The sequence below is a fragment of the Streptomyces sp. CB02366 genome, from assembly GCF_001905905.1.
Classification (GTDB): Bacteria; Actinomycetota; Actinomycetes; order Streptomycetales; family Streptomycetaceae; genus Streptomyces.
The window spans coordinates 113,723-130,028 of the sequence record NZ_LIVT01000006.1 but is presented as its reverse complement, the minus strand read 5'-3'; the positions used below and the strand labels follow the sequence as shown (position 1 = coordinate 130,028).

The window sequence follows — 16,306 nt, the reverse complement described above, 5'->3', positions numbered from 1 at the left end:
CGCCGTCCTCGCTCGGGCGGTCAGAAGAAGACCCCGCACCGCAGCAGTACGTTCGCGTACGGCCGGGCCTCCCCCGTGCGGACCACCAGGCGGGCCGTCGCCGTCAGCTCCTTCAGCCCGGCGTGCGGAACCAGCCCCAGCCCGGGGAAACGGCTGTCGAGGAGCGCCGCAGCCTCCGGGTTGGCCCCGCGGATCTCCTCGGCCGCCGTCGCGCCCTCGACGACCAACTCGTCGAGCAGGCCGTCCAGTACCTCCGCGAACGACGGGATGCCGGCGCGGAAGGCCAGGTCGACGACGCGGGGTCCGGGCGGGATCGGCATGCCGACGTCGCAGACCAGGACGCCGTCGCCGTGACCGAGTTCGGCGAGCGCGCCCGACAGGTGGCGGTTGAGGATGCCCGACTTCTTCACAGCGCGTCGACCTCCTCCAGCGTCGGAAACGCGTCCTGCGCCCCCCGTGCCGTGACGGCCGCCGCGCCCACGCGGACCGCGAAGGCGGCCGCCTCCCGGAGCCCGTCGCCCCGGCCCAGCCGCCAGGCCAGGGCCGCCGTGAACGCGTCCCCGGCGCCCGTGGTGTCGACGGCCTCGACCCGCGGCCCGACCAGGTGGTCCAGGGAGTCCGTACGGCTGTCCGCCACCAGCGCGCCCGCCGCCCCCAGGGTGATGACGACCGAGCGCGGGCCCAGCGCGAGCAGGGCCGGAGCCCAGTCCTGCGGGGTCCGCCCCGCACCGTCGCCCAGGATGTACCGCGCCTCGTGCTCGTTGACCACGAGCGGATCGCAGGCGGCGAGGACGTCGGCGGGGAGCGGGGCGGGCGGCGACGGGTTGAGGACGAGCCGGGTCTCCGGCCCCCGGCCGCGTACCGTCTCGGCCACCGTCGCCAACGGGATCTCCAGCTGTACGGAGATCACCCGGGCGGCGGCCAGCAGCGGGGCCGCCGCCCGGACGTCCTCGGGGGTGAGGCGGCCGTTGGCCCCCGGCGAGACGACGATGCTGTTGTCGCCCGACGGGTCGACGGTGATCAGCGCGACCCCCGTGGGGGCCCCGCCGACCAGGACGCCGTCCGTGTCCACGCCCGCCGCGCGCTGGCTCTCCAGCAGGAGGCGGCCGTGGTCGTCGTCGCCGACCCGGGCGAGCAGGGCCGTCCTGGCGCCGAGGCGGGCGGCGGCCAGCGACTGGTTGGCGCCCTTGCCGCCGGGGTGGACGGCCAGGTCGGAGCCGAGGACCGTCTCGCCGGGGGCGGGGCGGCGCTCGACGCCGATCACCAGGTCGGCGTTGGCCGATCCGACGACCAGCAGGTCGTACCGGGCGTCGGGGGCGTGGTCGTGCATGGGCGTGTTCCCTGCTTTCGTCGGGCCGGGAGCGGCGGGGCGGTAGGGGGTGCGGCGTGCGTGGCCGGGATCAGGAGAAGTCGGCGACGTTCTCCCGGGTGACCACCTTGACCGGCACCTTCACCGTGCTCGCGACCTTCTCGTCCTTCGCGGCCTTCACGGCGTTCCGGACCGCGATCTTCCCCAGTTCGGCGGGCTGTTGGGCGACCGACGCGTAGAGCGTGCCGGCCTCGACCGCCTTCAGGCCGTCCGGGGTCCCGTCGAAACCGACGACGGAGACGGACTTCCCGGCCTTGCTGCCGAGCGCCTTGGCCGCGCCGAGGGCCATCTCGTCGTTCTCGGCGAAGACGCCGGTGACGCCGGGGTGGGACTGGATGAGGTTCGTCATGACGTCCAGGCCCTTGGTGCGGTCGAAGTCCGCGGGCTGCTTGGCGACCACCTTGATGCCCGGGTACGCCTTGAGGCCTTCCGCGAACCCGGCGCCGCGCTCACGGCTGGCGGAGGTGCCCGCCGTGCCCTGGAGGATGACGATGCTGCCCTTGCCGCCGAGCTTGTCGGCCAGCGCGTCGGCGGCGAGCCTGCCGCCCGCCACGTTGTCGGAGGCGACGAGGGTGGCGGTGTCCGCCTTGTTGACGCCCCGGTCGGCGGCGATCACGGGGATGTCCGCCTTGTTGGCGCTGCGGACGCCCGGCCCGACGGCGTCCGAGTCCACCGGGTTGACGATGATGGAGGAGACGCCGGAGCTGGTGAAGTTCTGGAGCTGGTTGGCCTGTTGGGAGGCGTCGTTCTGGGCGTCGGTGACGGTGAGGTCGACGCCCTCCTTCTCCGCCTCCGCCTGCGCGCCCTCCTTCATCTGCACGAAGAAGGGGTTGTTCAGAGTGGACAGCGACATGCCGACCTTCGTCGTGCCGCCGGAGGAGCCGGAGTTGAAGTAGGAGACCGCGCCGACGACGATCACCGCGCAGAGCGCCGCCCCGCCGAGCTTGAGCGCGTTCTTCCGGCCGGAGCCGGGTGCGCCGGGGGCGGCGCCCGCCGAGGAGGCCGCGCCCGAACCGGCCTTGCGGCGCAGGGTGTCGAGCAGGACGGCGAGCGCGATGACGACGCCGATGACGACCTGCTGCCAGAACGCCGAGACGGACAGGAGGTTGAGGCCGTTGCGGAGGACGGCGAGGATGAGCGCGCCGATCAGGGTGCCGGACGCCTTGCCGACGCCGCCGGCCAGACTCGCCCCGCCGATGACCACGGCGGCGATGGCGTCGAGTTCGTACCCCTGCGCGGCCTGCGGCTGGGCGGAGACGAGGCGCGAGGCCAGGACGATGCCCGCGACGGCGGCGAAGAGGCCGGACAGGGCGTAGATGACGATCTTCTGGCGCTTGACGCGGAGCCCGGAAAGCCTGGCCGCTTCCTCGTTGCCGCCGATCGCGTACATCGAGCGGCCGATGAAGGTGCGGCCGAGGATCAGCGCGGTGATCAGCCCCATGGCGATCATCACGAGGACCGGCACGGGAAGCCGGCCGCCGAGGGTGTCGCCCAGCCATGAGACGGAGTCGGGGAAGGCGATCGGGCTGCCCTGCGAGATGACGAGCGAGAGGCCACGGGCGATCGAGAGCATCGCCAACGTCGCTATGAACGGCGGGAGTTTGCCGTACGAGACGAGGGCGCCGTTCACGAAGCCGCAGGCGATGCCGGTGAGGACCGCGAGGACGACCGCGAGGACGACGGGCACCCCGGCGGAGGTCGCGGACCAGGCGAGGACGGTCGCGGACAGGGCGGCGACCGAGCCCACGGACAGGTCGATGCCCGCCGAGACGATGACGAAGGTGACGCCGAACGCGAGGATGGCGGTGACGGCCGCCTGGACACCGACGTTCAGCAGGTTCTGGGTGGTCAGGAAGTCGCCCGAGAGCAGCGACATCGCCACCACCAGGACGGCCAGGGCGCTCAGCGCCCCGTTGTCGAGCAGGATGCGGCGTATCACGGAGGATCCGCCCGTACCCGCGTCACTCTTGGCTGTCTCAGTGGCCACGGGGGCCCTCCTCTTTCTTCTTCGGTGCGGGGTGTCCGGTGGGGGCGGGGCCCTCGCCGGGCGTCGGGGCGGCGAGGGCGAGGGCCATCACCGCGTCCTGGGTCGCTTGGCCGGCGGTCAGCTCCCCGGCGACGCGGCCCTGGGCCATGACGAGCACCCGGTCGCTCATGCCGAGCACTTCGGGCAGATCGCTGGAGATCATCAGGACGGCGTGCCCGGAGGCGGTCAGTTCGTTGATGAGCTGGTAGATCTCGACCTTGGCGCCGACGTCGATGCCCCGGGTGGGCTCGTCGAGGATGAGGACCCGGGTGTCGGCCAGCAGCCACTTGCCGATGACGACCTTCTGCTGGTTGCCGCCGGACAGGGTCCGCACGTGCTGGTCGAGGCCGGACATGCGGACCCCGAGCTGCTCGGCGATGCGGGCGGCGGCGGTGCGCTGTGCCGTGAGGTCGACGAACCCGGACCGGGAGGCCGAGCGCAGCGTGACCAGGCCCAGGTTCTCCTGCACGGAGGCGTCGAGCACCAGGCCCTGGCCCTTGCGGTCCTCCGGTACGAGCCCGAGCCCGGCGCCCATCGCCGCGGGGACGTCGTGCCGGGCCAGGCGCTCGCCGCGTACGTCGACGGTGCCCGCGTCGTACGGGTCGGCGCCGAACACCGCGCGGGCCACCTCCGTACGCCCGGCGCCGACGAGTCCGGCGAGGCCGACGACCTCCCCGGCGTGGACGTCGAAGCTGACGTCGTGGAAGACGCCGTCACGGGTGAGCCCGCGCACCGACAGCAACGCCTCGCCTCTGTCGGGGCGTTCGCGCGGGTACTGCTGCTCGATGCTGCGGCCGACCATGAGCCGGACGAGTTCGTCCTCGGGCGTCGAGGCGGGGACCTGGTCGATGCTGCGGCCGTCGCGCAGGACGGTGACGCGGTCGCCGAGGGCGGCGATCTCCTCCAGGTGGTGGGTGATGAAGACGATCCCGACGCCGTCCTCGCGGAGTTGGCGGACGATCGCGAAGAGCTTGTCGACCTCCTCGGAGGTGAGCACGGCGGTCGGCTCGTCCATGATCAGGACCCGGGCGTCCAGGCTGAGCGCTTTGGCGATCTCCACCATCTGGAGCCGCGCGATGCCCAGTTCACGGACCTTGGTCTCGGGGCGCACGTCGAGGCCGACGCGGCGCAGCAGCTCCGTCGCGTCCTGGCGCATCCGGCGGTGGTCGACGAGACCGAAACGGCGCGGCTGGCGGCCCAGGAAGATGTTCTCGGCGACGGTGAGGTCGGGTACGAGGTTGAACTCCTGGTAGATGGTGGCGATTTTGAGCCGTTCGGCGTCCTGCGCGCTCTCGATGCGCACCTCGCGTCCCTCGGCCAGGATGCGGCCGCGGTCGGGGCGGTAGGCGCCGGAGAGCATCTTGATGAGCGTGCTCTTGCCCGCGCCGTTCTCGCCGAGCAGGACGTGCACTTCGCCTCTGCGGAGCTCGAAGTCGACGTTGTCGAGCGCCACGACGCCGGGAAAGGTCTTGCGCAGACCCTCGATGCGCAGCAACTCGTCGGGGGCTGTCTCCCGTTGCTTCTGCGGGGCGGTCAACGGTCGCTCCTCTCGTTCGGTGCGGCCTCGCCGCACGAGCGGCGTACGACGAGGCGGGCGGGCAGGGTGACGGACTGCGGGGCCCGTCCTTCGATCCGGTCGGCGAGGGCGCGCACGGCGGCCCGCGCCAGGTCGGCGGTGGGCTGCGCGATCGCGGTGATCGGCGGGTCGGTGTGGACGAACCACGGGATGTCGTCGAAGGCGGCGAGCCCGATGTCGTCCGGCACCCGCAGCCCGCGCGCCCGGATCGCGTCCAGCGCGCCGAGGGCCATCAGGTTGTCGGCGGCGAAGACGACCTGGGGCGGTTCGGCCAGGTCCAGGAAGCGATCGGTGGCCCGGCGCCCGCTGGCGGCCTGGAAGTCGCCCTGGCCGATGTAGGAGTCGGGCAGGGCGATCCCGAGCTCTCGCAGCGCGTCCCGGAACGCCGCGACGCGCTCGTCGCCGGTGGTGGTGGCGGCGGGCCCGGCGATGATGGCGAGCCGGCGGTGGCCGAGGCCGTGCAGATGCGCGACGAGGTCCCCGACCGCTCCCCGGCCGTCCGCGCGGACGACGGGGACGTCGATGCCGGGAATCCATCGGTCGACGAAGACCATCGGGGTGCCGCTCAGGGCGACGTCCCGCATCAGCGGGCTCCCGCCGTCCGCGGGCGAGACGAGGAGGCCGTCGATCCTGCGGTCGATGAGCGTGCGGATGTGGTGGTCCTGGAGGTCGGGCCGCTCGTCGGCGTTGCCGATGATGACGCTGTAGCCGAGCGCGCGGGCCTCCTCCTCGACGAAGCGGGCCAGCTCGGTGAAGTACGGGTTGAGCACATCGCTGATGACCAGGCCGAGCGTGCGGGTCTGGGCGGTGCGCAGCGAGCGGGCCACGGCGTTGGGCCGGTAGCCGAGGGCTTCGACGGCGGCGAGGACACGGGTACGCGCCTCCTGGCTGACGGACGGATGGCCGTTCAGCACGCGCGACACCGTGGCGACGGACACGCCCGCCTCGGCCGCGACATCCTTGATGCCCGCCATGTCCGGACCACCTCCTTGTGGTTTCCGTACACCTCGAAACCCGGGGGCGACCGGTCGCGGACCGGTGGCACGACGCCATGGAATCGATTACACGGACGATTGGAATCGATTCCATGGCCAAAAACAAGACCCCCTCTCGTGGCCGAGACCAGATCGTGACGGGAGGGGCGGGAGAGGCAGGAGGGGCAGGAGGGGCAGGAGGGCGGAAGGGGACGGCGGGAAGAAGGGCGGGGCCAGGGGGACGAGAAGCGCGACGCGGGAGGACGGTGGGCGGGACGGGGGCTTCGGTCCGCCCGGCCCGAGGCGGCGGCCTCAGCCCGCCCGGCCGCCCCGCCGGGTCATCCCGTCCCGGGGACGCCCGGGTTCGGCAGGCCGGCCACCTTCCTCTTGCGGTCGGCCGGGACGAGTCCGGGGAGCAGGATCTCCCGCCTCTCCTCTACCCGCCGGTCCAGGTCGTCGCCGCCGGACAGGACCGAGGAGACCGTCTGGACCCCGGCCGGACTGGTGATCACCGGATACGCCACCGCCCGAGGACGGAAAACCCAGCACGTCACGCACCGGGGGCGCACCCCGACGGCGGCCCTCGGCACGTCGACTGCCCTCGACATGGCCAGCCCACCGGTGGGGTGAGTACGGGCTCGCACTGGGTTGAGTCATCGGCCTCACGCCCGGCGGCGGGGGACCGGCGAGGATCGGAGGATGGACTCCCGCACCTACGGCGCCCTCTACGGACCGGCCCGAATCGCTCCTCCGCCCCGACGCACCGGCGTGGTACTCCTCTCCGCCGGACTGTGGCTGCTCACCTCGCTGTCCGCCTCCTGGCTGGCCTTCCTGGTCGGGATGACCACGCTGTGGGCCGCGGCGGAGGGAGCGTCGATCGGCGGCTTTCCGCTGTGCTGCTCCGCGGTCCTGTGCGGTGGTGCGGGCGCGCTCGTCGCGGTCTGCCGGGCGCCGGCGGTGCGGCGCATGCCGGGCGAGACGCGCAGCCTCCTCCTGGGGGCCCTGGCCTGCCCGGTCCCTCTGGTCCTCGCGATCGCCGCGTTCTCCGCCATGTGACCCGCCATGTGACCCGCCCTGCGGGCCGCCGGGGCGCGCCTTGGCCCCGAAACGCGAAAAACCCCACGTGATGTGGGGTTTTCAGCTGGTGTCCGAGGGGGGACTTGAACCCCCACGCCCGATAAAGGGCACTAGCACCTCAAGCTAGCGCGTCTGCCATTCCGCCACCCGGACCGGGTGTGTCGTTCGCGGTGTGTTCCCCGCGGCGACATGGAAAACAATACCAGGGGTTCGGCGTGCCCTTCACCCGCATATCCGGTGGTCAGTGCGGTGGGGCGGGCCGGTGGGGCTCTCGGCTTCCCGGTCGCGGGCCGGGCGCAGCGGGCGCTCCTCACCGGCCCGGCTCCGTGGGCCGGGCCGGTGAGGGGGGTGGCGTGGCGGGTCAGTCGCCGCAGCGGCCCGAGCGCAGGGAGTGGAGGTGCTCGCTGGACTTGCGGGCGAAGGCGAGCGAGTCGGCCGGGTTGTCGTGCTCGGTCTGCCAGTGGTGGTAACTGCGGCCCCGGTGGGTGCGGCCGGTGACCTCGGACAGGAACGTCCTGTAGTCGATGTCCCCGTCGCCGACGTCCGCCATGCGGTAGCCGTCGCGCGTCGTGTCGTCCCGTACGCCGTCCTTGACGTGGAACAGCGGGTAGCGGTCGGGGTGCTTCATGACGTACTTCAGCGGGTCGAGCGGGGCCGGGGTGCCGTCCACGCGCTTGCTGAAGCGGAACTGGGCGCAGTACGCCCAGTAGACGTCCATCTCCAGGTAGACGAGGTCCGGGTCGGTCTCGGCCAGCAGCACGTCGTAGAGGCGCACGTTCGGCCGGTCGGTCGCGAAGGAGAACTCCTCGGCGTGGTTGTGCTGGTAGAACTTCATGCCGCGCCGGCGGGCGGCGGCGCCGTACGTGTTGAAGTCCTCGGCCGCCCGCTTCCAGCCGTCGACCGTCGTGCCGTAGCGGAACGGGCCGGAGGCCGTGCCGATGTGCTTGAGGCCGAGGGCCTGGGCGTCGTCCAGGACCTTCTCCAGGTTCTGGGCGAAGGTGTAGGCGCCGGGGTCGCCGTCGTTGTAGTAGCCGACGTGGCTGCCGATCGGGTCGAGGCCGTGGTCCTCGGCCAGCCGCTTGAGCTGGGCCAGGGTGATGGGGCCCGCCGAGCCCTGGGTGTAGCCGGCGAACTCGATCTCGTCGTAGCCGTACCTCTCCAGTTCGGAGAAGACGGGGCCGAAACCGAGGGTGGAGACCTGGTCGCGGAGGCTGTAGAGCTGGATGCCGAGGCGGCCGGGGGGCAGGACGGGCTTGCCCTTGCCGTGCCCGTGGCCGTGGCCCGCGCCGTGTCCTCTGCCGTGGTCGGGGCCGGCGGCCCGGGCGCTCGCGGTGCCGGCGATGGTGGCGGCGGCGGCCCCGGCGGCGACGCCGAGGACGGTGCGGCGGCTCAGTCTGCGGGCGAGTTCGGTGTCCTTGGAGGTGCGGCTCATGTTCGCGTGACTCCCTCGGGTGGCGTGGGTGACAGGGGGTGAGCGGTGCGGTGCCGGGCGTTGTCAGTGCAGTCCGGCAAGCTGGAGGAGCAGGGGCTTCACTTCGGTGGCCCTGACCCGGTCGGTGAACGCGTGGGGGGTGGAGCAGAGGATGAGCGGACCGTCGTCGTCGCTCTCGGGGAGGCGGCCGTGGCTGCCGCGGACGGGCGAGGGGTCCAGGGGGACGACCGCCATGCGGTAGCGCAGGCCGAGCTTCTTGCGGGCGACCGCCGAGACGGCCTTGACCCGGACGTAGGGGTCCTGGGGGTCCATGAACAGCTCGACGGGGTCGTAGCCGGGTTTGCGGTGGATCTCGACGAGCTGGGCGAAGTCGGGGGCGCGGGCGTCGTCGAGCCAGTAGTAGTACGTGAACCAGGCGTCCTTCTCGGCGATGGCGACCAGTTCGCCGGAGCGGGGGTGGTCCAGGTGGTGCGCCTTCTTGCCCTCGTCGTCGAGGAGCTGCTCGATGCCGGGCAGATCCGCGAGGGCGGCCCGGGTCGCCGCCAGGTCCTCGGGGCGGTGTACGTAGACGTGGGCGAGCTGGTGATCGGCGACGGCGAAGGCGCGGGAGGCCATCGGGTCCAGGTACTCCATGCCGTCCTGGGTGTGGACCTCCAGCAGGCCCGCGCGGCGCAGGGCGCGGTTGATGTCGACGGGCCGGTCGACGCGGGTGATGCCGTACTCGGAGAGCGCGACGACGGTGCGCCCCTCGGCGCGGGCGTCGGCCAGCAGCGGGGCCATCGCCCGGTCGAGGTCGGCGGCGGCCCGGTGGGAGCGGGGGTCGTCGGGGCCGTAGCGCTGGAGGTCGTAGTCGAGGTGCGGCAGGTAGCAGAGGGCGAGGTCGGGGGTACGGGTGGCGATGACGTGCCGGGTGGCGTCGATGATCCACTGCGAGGAGACCAGGTCGGCGCCGGGGCCCCAGAAGTGGAAGAGGGGGAAGGTGCCGAGCTTGTCGGTCAGTTCGTCGTGCAGGGCGGGGGGCCGGGTGTAGCAGTCGGGTTCCTTGCGGCCGTCGGCGTAGTAGACGGGGCGCGGGGTGACCGTCCAGTCGGTGTCGGCGCCCATCGCGTACCACCAGCAGATGTTGGCGACGGTGTAGCCGGGGTGGGCGCGGCGGGCGGCGTCCCAGAGTCTGTCGCCCTCGACGAGTCCGTTGTGCTGGCGCCAGAGCAGGACGTCGCCGAGTTCGCGGAAGTACCAGCCGTTGGCGACGATGCCGTGTTCGGCGGGCATGGCGCCGGTGAGGAAGGTGGACTGGGCGGCGCAGGTGACGGCGGGCAGCACGGTGGAGAGCGGCGCCTTCGCGCCCTGCTCCCCCAGGGCCCGGAGGTTCGGCATGTGGGCCAGGAGCCGGGGGGTGAGGCCGACGACGTCGAGGACGAGGAGGGGGGTGGGGCCGCCGGTCCCCTGGGCGGTTTCCGTGCCGGGGTCGGGAGCGCTCATGGCAGTTCCTTGAGGCCGAGGTCGACCAGGAGGTCGCGGACGAGGGTGAGTTCGGCGGCGATGCCGTCGGCGAGCTGGGCGCGGGTGCGGGGCCGCAGTTCGGCGGGCAGGGCCTGCCAGGTGTACGTCTCCACCTCCAGGTGGCGGGTCAGGGGCGCGGGCCCGCCGACGAGCCGGGCGAGCGCGTCGCGGAGCACGGGGAGCGTCGAGGACAGCGGGGGCGCGGGGGGCGCGTGCAGCGGTACGTGGAAGTGGGCGCGCCAGGGGGTGGAGTCGGGGAGCGCCCCGCCGGCGACGGCTTCGTCCAGGTCGTCGGTGCCGCGCAGTCCGGCGGCGGTGCTCGTGCGGGTCTGGTGCAGGAAGCGGGGCTCGACGAAGGCGGCGAGCGCGGCGCGGACCTCGGGCAGATGGGGGTGGTCGGCGTGGAGGGCGGCGGAGAGCTGGGACTTGACGATGCGGATGCCGGCGGCGGTCAGGGCGTCGAGTGCGGCGCCGGGATCCTCGAAGGAGGTGGCGAGGTGGCAGGTGTCGACGCAGATGCCGATGCGGTCGTGGCCGACGTCGGTGAGCGGGGCGATGGCGTCCGCGGTGGTCTCCACCGTGCAGCCGGGTTCCGGCTCGAGGCCGACGCGGATGGATTTGCCGGTCAGTTCGGCGAGGGCGTCGAGGCGTCGGGCGAGCGTGGTGAGGGCGGCGCGCGCGGTCCGGGCGGCCTCGGGGTCGCCGTCGTAGGGGGTGCGCCAGGCGAGCGGCAGGGTGGAGACGGAGCCCTCGGTGGCGTCGTCGGGGAGCAGGGCGGCCAGGAGGCGGGCGAGGTCGGTGGTGTGGGCGAGGCGGTCGGGTTCGGTCCAGTCGGGCCGGTAGACCCGGTACTTGACCTCGTCGGCGCCGAATCCTTCGTACGGGAAGCCGTTGAGGGTGACCACTTCGAGGCCGCGACCGTCGAGTTCGGCGCGCAGGGCGCGGAGTTCGGCGGGGTCGTTGATCAGGGCGCGGGCGGCGTCGCGGGCGAGCCAGAGGCCGATGCCGAGCCGGTCCCGGCCGAGTCGGCGGCGGACGGGTTCGCAGTGGTCGCGGAGCTGGGCGCGGACCCCTTCGAGGGTTTCGGCGGGGTGGACGTTGGTGCAGTAGGCGAGGTGGACGGTGGAGCCGTCGGGATGGCGGAAGCGCATGGCCTCACTCCCCGCCGCGCAGGATGGAGTTGCCCTCGTGGAGCGCGTCGGGGGCGGGGACGTCCAGGTGGAGTCGGCCGCTCCGGCCGTAGAAGGCGACCGGGTTGCGCCACAGGACCTGGTCGACGTCGTCCTCGGTGAAGCCTGCCTTCAGCATGGCGTCGGCGACCTTGCGGGTCGTGAGGGGGTCGCTCTTCCCCCAGTCGGCGGCCGAGTTGACGAGGATCTTCTCGGCGCCGTGGTTCTTGAGGACGGCGACCATCCGGTCCTCGTCCATCTTGGTGTCCGGGTAGATGGAGAACCCGGCCCAGCAGCCGCTGTCGAGGGCGGCCCGCACGGTGGTCTCGTTGAGGTGGTCGAGCAGCACGGCCTCGGGGGCGAGGTTCGATTCGCGGACGACGTCGATGGTGCGGTGGAGGCCGGCGAGCTTGTCGCGGTGCGGGGTGTGCACGAGGGCGGGCAGCCCGTGGTCGGCGGCGAGTTGGAGCTGAGTGGCGAGGGCGTGGTCCTCGGCGGGGGTCATGGAGTCGTAGCCGATCTCCCCGACGGCGACGACGGAGTCCTTCACGAGGTAGCGGGGCAGCGCGTCCAGGACGGGGGTGCAGCGGGGGTCGTTCGCCTCCTTCGGGTTGAGGGCGAGCGTGCAGTGGTGGGCGATGCCGTACTGGGAGGCGCGGAAGGGCTCCCAGCCGAGGAGTGCGTCGAAGTAGTCGAAGAAGCTGGCGGGCGAGGTACGGGGCTGGCCCAGCCAGAAGGAGGGTTCGACGAGCGCGCGGACGCCCGCCTCGTACATCGCCCGGTAGTCGTCGGTGGTGCGGGAGGTCATGTGGATGTGGGGGTCGAAGATGCGCATCAGGACTCCTCCGTGGGGGCGGGGGCCGCGGTCGGCGGCCCCGGGTGGCCGTCCGCGTCGGGCGGGGCGGTGAGGGCGAGGACCGTACGCAGGTCTTCGGGAACGGGGCGGCCGGCGGCGGTGCGTTCGGCTGCGAAGTCGTGCAGCATGCGGGCGAGTTCGGCGTCGCCCCGGGCCCGCTCGTCGAGCCGGGCGACGGAGGCGACCGGCACCTGGGTGAACAGGCACTTCAGTACGGCGTGCCGCCACGCGTGCGGGCCGAGGTGAGCGGCGGCGTAGGGGCCGACCGCCGCGGCGACCAGCCGGGTGTCGTTGGTGCGCAGGGCGTCCTCGACGAGGGCGAGGGCGGTGTCGCCCAGGTCGAGGAGGTGCAGGGTGAGCAGGACGGCCCGGCGTTCGGCGGCGGTGCCCTGTTCGTAGAGCCGGACGAGGGAGGCGAGCGGGGCACGGGCCTCGACGAGCAGGAGGGAGCGCACGGAGTCGGCGTGCTCCGGGCCGCAGTGCCGTCCGGCGGCGGCGTAGCGCAGCTCCCACGGCGGGGACGCGTACGGGCCGGGGGCGTCGGTGCGGGCCGCTTCGTGGGCGGCCTCCGCGAGGGCTTCGTCGAGCCAGGCGCGGGCGGCCCCGCCGAGTTCGGCGTCGAGTTCCTTGCGGGACGTCAGCACGGGGCGGCCCCCTTCGTCGTGGTGGCACGGTCCGGCGCGGCGCGCGTCGTGGCCTCCCGGGACAGCGCGGCGCGGAGGAAGTCGATGGAGGTGCGGGCCAGTTCGGGGCCGGTGTGGGAGTGGCGGGGCAGCTCGACGACGGTGAGGCCCCGGTACTCCGAGGCGGCGAGGGCAGCGAGCACGGGCGGGAAATCGATCTCCCCGTCGCCGAACGGGAGGTGCTCGTGGACGCCGCGCCGCATGTCCTCGATCTGGACGTGCCGGAGCCAGGGGGCGGAGTCCCGGACGCAGTCCGCCGGGGACGCGTCCTCCAGGCACTGGCAGTGGCCGATGTCGAGGGTGAGGCCGAGCGGGCCCGGGTCGCCGAGCAGACCGCGCAGGTGGTGGAAGTCGGCGAGGGTGGCGAGGAGGTGGCCGGGCTCGGGTTCGACGGCGAGGGGAATGCCGGAGCGGTCGGAGGCTTCGAGGACGGGGGTGATCGCCTCGGTGAGCCGTTTCCACGCGGTGTCCGTCGGGGTGCCGGGCGGGGTGATGCCGCTGAAGCAGTGGACGGCGTGCGCGCCGAGTTCGCCGGCCACGTCAACGGCGCGGACCAGCAGGGCGGTGCGGGCGGCGCGGGCGTCGGGGTCCGGGTCGAGGAGGGAGGGGCCGTGCTTGCGGCGCGGGTCGAGGACGTAGCGGGCCCCGGTCTCCACCGTGACCCGCAGGCCCAGGGAGGTGAGCCGGCGGCGGACCTGGCGGGTGCGCTCGGCGAGGTCCGGGGCCAGGGGGTCCAGGTGCATGTGGTCGAGGGTCAGGCCGACGCCTTCGTACCCGAGGTCGGCCAGCAGGCCGAGGGCGTCGTCGAGGCGGAGGTCGGTGAGTCCGTTGGTTCCGTAGCCGAGGTGGAGGGTCATGTGGGGCTCACCTTCCGGGCGAGGCTGCGGGCGAGGGGGACGAGCCCCATGAGGGCGAGACCGGTGGAGGGCGACCCGGCGCGGGCGGCGAGCGCGGCCTGGAGCGGGATCATGGCCCGGATGCCTCCTCCGACGGCGCGCCGGGTCAGCGGCGGTGACGGGTTCAGCGCGGCGTGCAGGAGGGGCGGCCCGGCGGTACGGAGGTAGGCGGCGGTGAACCCGATGGCCAGGAGGCGGTCGGGGCGGGCCGCCGCCCGGCCGAGCAGGTCGCGGAGGCGGTCGGGACCGGCGGCGTGGCCGAGCAGGTCGCGGAGGCGGGCGGAACGTGCCGAGCCCGTGCCCGGGTCGGCCGGCCGGGGGCCGCCCGGACGCGGGGCGGGACGGGCGTGAGCGGGGTGTGCCCCTGCGGGAGGAAGACCCGCCCCCGTGGGGTCGGCGTCGGGAACGGCGCACACCGTGCCCGCGGTTGCCCGCGTCGTGCCGGTGGCGGGACCCGTCGGGCGGGGGCTGCCGGACGCCGGGTCCCGCCACCGCCACTCCCCCAGTACCGCCGCCGCGAGCACCGTCGTCGTAGCGAGCACCGCCAGCGGCGTGCCGGTGGAGCCGCCCCGCGCCTCGTGGCGGGAGACGGCGGTGACGCCGTACGTGTGCGCCCCGAGCACCAGCGCGGCGGGCAGGGCGGGGAGGGCCGCCGCCCACGCGTCCCGCAGGGGGGCGGCCTTCGAGGTCGCCCGCCCGCGTCCGGCAACGTTGTCGAGCGGGCTGCCTCCCCGCGTCGTTCCGGCCGGTGCGGCCCCCTCGGCGACCGTCGCCGTCGCGCCCAGCAACAGGTCCAGCGAGCGGGCCGCCGCCATCGCCGCTGGACCCGCCTTCGTGTGCTTCAGGCGGAGGTCGTAGGCCCAGACCGTGGTGGCCAGGCCCGCGGCGACAGTCAGCGCGGGGCGTCCGGCACGCGCCGCCAGGGCGAGGCCGGCGGCGGTCAGCGCTCCGGCCGCGCCCAGGGCCGCCGCCGGGCTGACGCGGCCCGAGGGGATCGGCCGGTGCGGGCGGTCCACGGCGTCCTCGTCGCGGTCGGCCCAGTCGTTGAGCGCCATCCCGGCCTCGTACAGGCACAGCGACGCGCCGATCGCCAGTGCGGTGGACCGGCCGGGCCGACGGCCCGCCGCCGCCGCACCCGCCAGGGCGTCCCCGGGTACGGAGAACAGGGCGGAGACGCGCAGCAGTTCGGCCCACGCCCGCAGGCGCTCCCGGGTCGTGGCCCGGTCGGGGGCCGGGTCGCCCCCGGCGCCCGCACCCAGTCTTTTCGAGCCGGGGCCCGCGCCCCGATCGGAACCCCCGCCCCGGACCGTACCGGCCTCCGCGCCCCGTTCTCCGTTCCGTCCCGCGGGGGCCGGTGCGGGCCTGTCCGGTGCGGGCGCAGTCCCACTCGCACCGGACAGGCGGTCTTCGGCCACGGCGGGTTTCCCCACGCCGTGCGCGTAGCCGTTGCGCCGCCCGTCCGGGACGGCCGGCAGGACCAGGGCGAGTGCGGCGGGCAGGAGCCTCGGTCGCCGCCTCACGCCCGGCCCCGCAGCCGCTCGGCGAAGGCGAGCAACGCGGCGTACTGCTCGGCGAGCGCCGCCGGGGCGCCGCCGTCCGGGTCCTTGAAGTAGAAGCCCAGCTCCGGCAGGGGGCCGCTGATCCCGGCCTCGTGGGCGCGGGCGAGCAGCCGCGCCAGGTCCAGCACCAGCGGGGCCGCGAGGGCCGAGTCGCAGCCCTGCCAGATGGTCTGGAGGATCATACGGGAGCCGAGGAAGCCGTCGAAGGCGATGTGGTCCCAGGCGGTCTTCCAGTCCCCCATGGCGGGCACGTCGTCGATGTGCACCTCGCCCTCGGGGGCGGTGCCGAAGGTGTCGGCCAGAACGCGTTCCTTGCCGGCGTTCTTGGCGGCGGCCGCCGCCGGATCGGCCAGCGCCGCTCCGTCGCCGCCGCCCAGCAGGTTCGTCCCGGACCACGCCCGTACGGCGAGGGCGCGCTGGAGGAACATCGGGGCGAGTACGGAGCGGAGCAGCGTCTGGCCGGTCTTGCCGTCGCGTCCGGCGCGGGGAAGGCCGCAGTCGGCGACGGTGTCGGTGAGCGCGGAGGTGCGCAGTCCGGTGGACGGGGTGAAGTTGGCGTAGGAGCAGCCGGCGCGCAGGGCGGCGGCGGCGTAGAGGGAGCTGGCCGGCAGCCGGGGGTCGTCGGGTCCGGGTGCGGGTTCGGTGGAGGCGACGTTGACGACGACGGTGCGGGCCAGGCCGTGGCGGCGGGTGAAGTCGGTGATGTCGGCGGCGAACGCGGCGATCAGTTCCCGGTCGGTGCGGGTGTCGCCGGGGAGCGGCCCGCCGGGGCGGATCTCGGCGTCGGCGGCGTCGAGTTCGGCGCGTACGGCGGAGGGGAGGCCGTGCGGGAGTACGCCGCCGTCGGCGAGGGCCTCGGCCCGCTTGGACAGCGGGCAGTCGAGGGTGTCGTGGCCGCCGAAGACCAGGTCGGTCAGGGCGGGCAGGCCGCTGTCGGCGAAGGGGGGCGTCTCGGTGACCATGCCGGTCGGCGGGTGCAGGCCCGCGGCGATGGCGGCGCATCCCGCGGTGGCGGTGGTCGCCACGGAGCCGCGTGCTCCGATGAACCAGACCCCGGTGCGGCCCGGGGCTCCCGCGGGGCCGGGAGCCCCGGGGGTGGGCGGGGCGCCGGTTCGGCCTGGGGTGCCGGTTCGGCCTTCGCGGTCGGCGTGAGCGGTCACGGGCTGCCTCCCTGGGGCGGGGCGGG

15 protein-coding genes and 1 tRNA gene are annotated in these 16,306 nt (G+C 74.0%); 1 reads left to right on the top strand and 15 read right to left on the bottom strand.

Features of this window, described 5'->3' with window-relative positions; translation table 11 throughout:
- Nucleotides 1–20: 20 nt before the first annotated feature.
- From rbsD to AMK24_RS33970, 6 genes are all read right to left on the bottom strand, one after another.
- Nucleotides 21–410, bottom strand: coding sequence for a D-ribose pyranase (rbsD, locus tag AMK24_RS19595; protein WP_073770092.1), 390 nt, complete (start codon nt 408–410; stop codon nt 21–23).
- Nucleotides 407–1,330 carry a ribokinase gene (locus AMK24_RS19590; RefSeq protein WP_073770091.1) on the bottom strand — a complete coding sequence of 308 codons (924 nt, stop codon included), beginning with the start codon at nt 1,328–1,330 and terminating at the stop codon, nt 407–409. Before AMK24_RS19590 ends, rbsD begins: the two co-directional genes overlap by 4 nt.
- A gap of 70 nt (nt 1,331–1,400) precedes the next feature.
- Nucleotides 1,401–3,356 (bottom strand): ABC transporter permease/substrate-binding protein, encoded by a 1,956-nt coding sequence (locus AMK24_RS19585; protein ID WP_073770090.1) that lies wholly within the window; start codon nt 3,354–3,356, stop codon nt 1,401–1,403.
- Nucleotides 3,346–4,932, bottom strand: a complete 1,587-nt coding sequence (locus AMK24_RS19580) for a sugar ABC transporter ATP-binding protein (protein ID WP_073770089.1) — start codon at nt 4,930–4,932, stop codon at nt 3,346–3,348. Before AMK24_RS19580 ends, AMK24_RS19585 begins: the two co-directional genes overlap by 11 nt.
- Nucleotides 4,929–5,945: a LacI family DNA-binding transcriptional regulator gene (locus AMK24_RS19575; RefSeq protein ID WP_073770088.1), complete on the bottom strand. Its 1,017-nt coding sequence runs from the start codon at nt 5,943–5,945 to the stop codon at nt 4,929–4,931. Before AMK24_RS19575 ends, AMK24_RS19580 begins: the two co-directional genes overlap by 4 nt.
- A 338-nt stretch (nt 5,946–6,283) precedes the next feature.
- The gene (locus AMK24_RS33970; protein WP_158072162.1) at nt 6,284–6,457 is read right to left on the bottom strand and encodes a hypothetical protein; all 174 of its coding nucleotides are present in this window, start codon (nt 6,455–6,457) and stop codon (nt 6,284–6,286) included.
- Nucleotides 6,458–6,644: 187 nt separating this feature from the next.
- On the opposite strand from AMK24_RS33970, the gene AMK24_RS19565 reads away from it, so the two are divergent.
- The gene (locus AMK24_RS19565; RefSeq protein WP_073770086.1) at nt 6,645–7,001 is read left to right on the top strand and encodes a hypothetical protein; all 357 of its coding nucleotides are present in this window, start codon (nt 6,645–6,647) and stop codon (nt 6,999–7,001) included.
- Nucleotides 7,002–7,087: 86 nt separating this feature from the next.
- Here AMK24_RS19565 and AMK24_RS19560 read toward each other — a convergent pair.
- The 9 genes from AMK24_RS19560 to AMK24_RS19520 all read right to left on the bottom strand — a co-directional run bounded on the left by AMK24_RS19560 (nt 7,088) and on the right by AMK24_RS19520 (nt 16,280).
- Nucleotides 7,088–7,175: transfer RNA gene (locus tag AMK24_RS19560), tRNA-Leu, on the bottom strand.
- 208 nt (nt 7,176–7,383) lie between these two features.
- Nucleotides 7,384–8,454, bottom strand: a complete 1,071-nt coding sequence (locus AMK24_RS19555) for a sugar phosphate isomerase/epimerase family protein (protein ID WP_073770085.1) — start codon at nt 8,452–8,454, stop codon at nt 7,384–7,386.
- 63 nt (nt 8,455–8,517) lie between these two features.
- Nucleotides 8,518–9,936 (bottom strand): nucleotide pyrophosphatase/phosphodiesterase family protein, encoded by a 1,419-nt coding sequence (locus AMK24_RS19550; RefSeq protein WP_073770084.1) that lies wholly within the window; start codon nt 9,934–9,936, stop codon nt 8,518–8,520.
- Nucleotides 9,933–11,108, bottom strand: a complete 1,176-nt coding sequence (gene eboE, locus AMK24_RS19545) for a metabolite traffic protein EboE (protein ID WP_073770083.1) — start codon at nt 11,106–11,108, stop codon at nt 9,933–9,935. The genes AMK24_RS19550 and eboE overlap by 4 nt, the downstream gene beginning before the upstream one ends.
- A 4-nt stretch (nt 11,109–11,112) precedes the next feature.
- A complete protein-coding gene (locus AMK24_RS19540; RefSeq protein ID WP_073770082.1) occupies nt 11,113–11,961 on the bottom strand; it encodes a TatD family hydrolase in 849 nt (282 codons plus the stop codon).
- Entirely contained in the window at nt 11,961–12,626 is a 666-nt protein-coding gene (locus AMK24_RS19535) for an EboA domain-containing protein (protein ID WP_073770081.1), read from the bottom strand. Before AMK24_RS19535 ends, AMK24_RS19540 begins: the two co-directional genes overlap by 1 nt.
- Nucleotides 12,620–13,522 carry a sugar phosphate isomerase/epimerase family protein gene (locus AMK24_RS19530; RefSeq protein ID WP_073770080.1) on the bottom strand — a complete coding sequence of 301 codons (903 nt, stop codon included), beginning with the start codon at nt 13,520–13,522 and terminating at the stop codon, nt 12,620–12,622. Before AMK24_RS19530 ends, AMK24_RS19535 begins: the two co-directional genes overlap by 7 nt.
- The gene (locus AMK24_RS19525; protein ID WP_384652630.1) at nt 13,519–15,081 is read right to left on the bottom strand and encodes an SCO3242 family prenyltransferase; all 1,563 of its coding nucleotides are present in this window, start codon (nt 15,079–15,081) and stop codon (nt 13,519–13,521) included. The genes AMK24_RS19530 and AMK24_RS19525 overlap by 4 nt, the downstream gene beginning before the upstream one ends.
- Nucleotides 15,078–16,280: an inositol-3-phosphate synthase gene (locus tag AMK24_RS19520; protein WP_199876458.1), complete on the bottom strand. Its 1,203-nt coding sequence runs from the start codon at nt 16,278–16,280 to the stop codon at nt 15,078–15,080. The genes AMK24_RS19525 and AMK24_RS19520 overlap by 4 nt, the downstream gene beginning before the upstream one ends.
- Nucleotides 16,281–16,306: the final 26 nt, after the last annotated feature.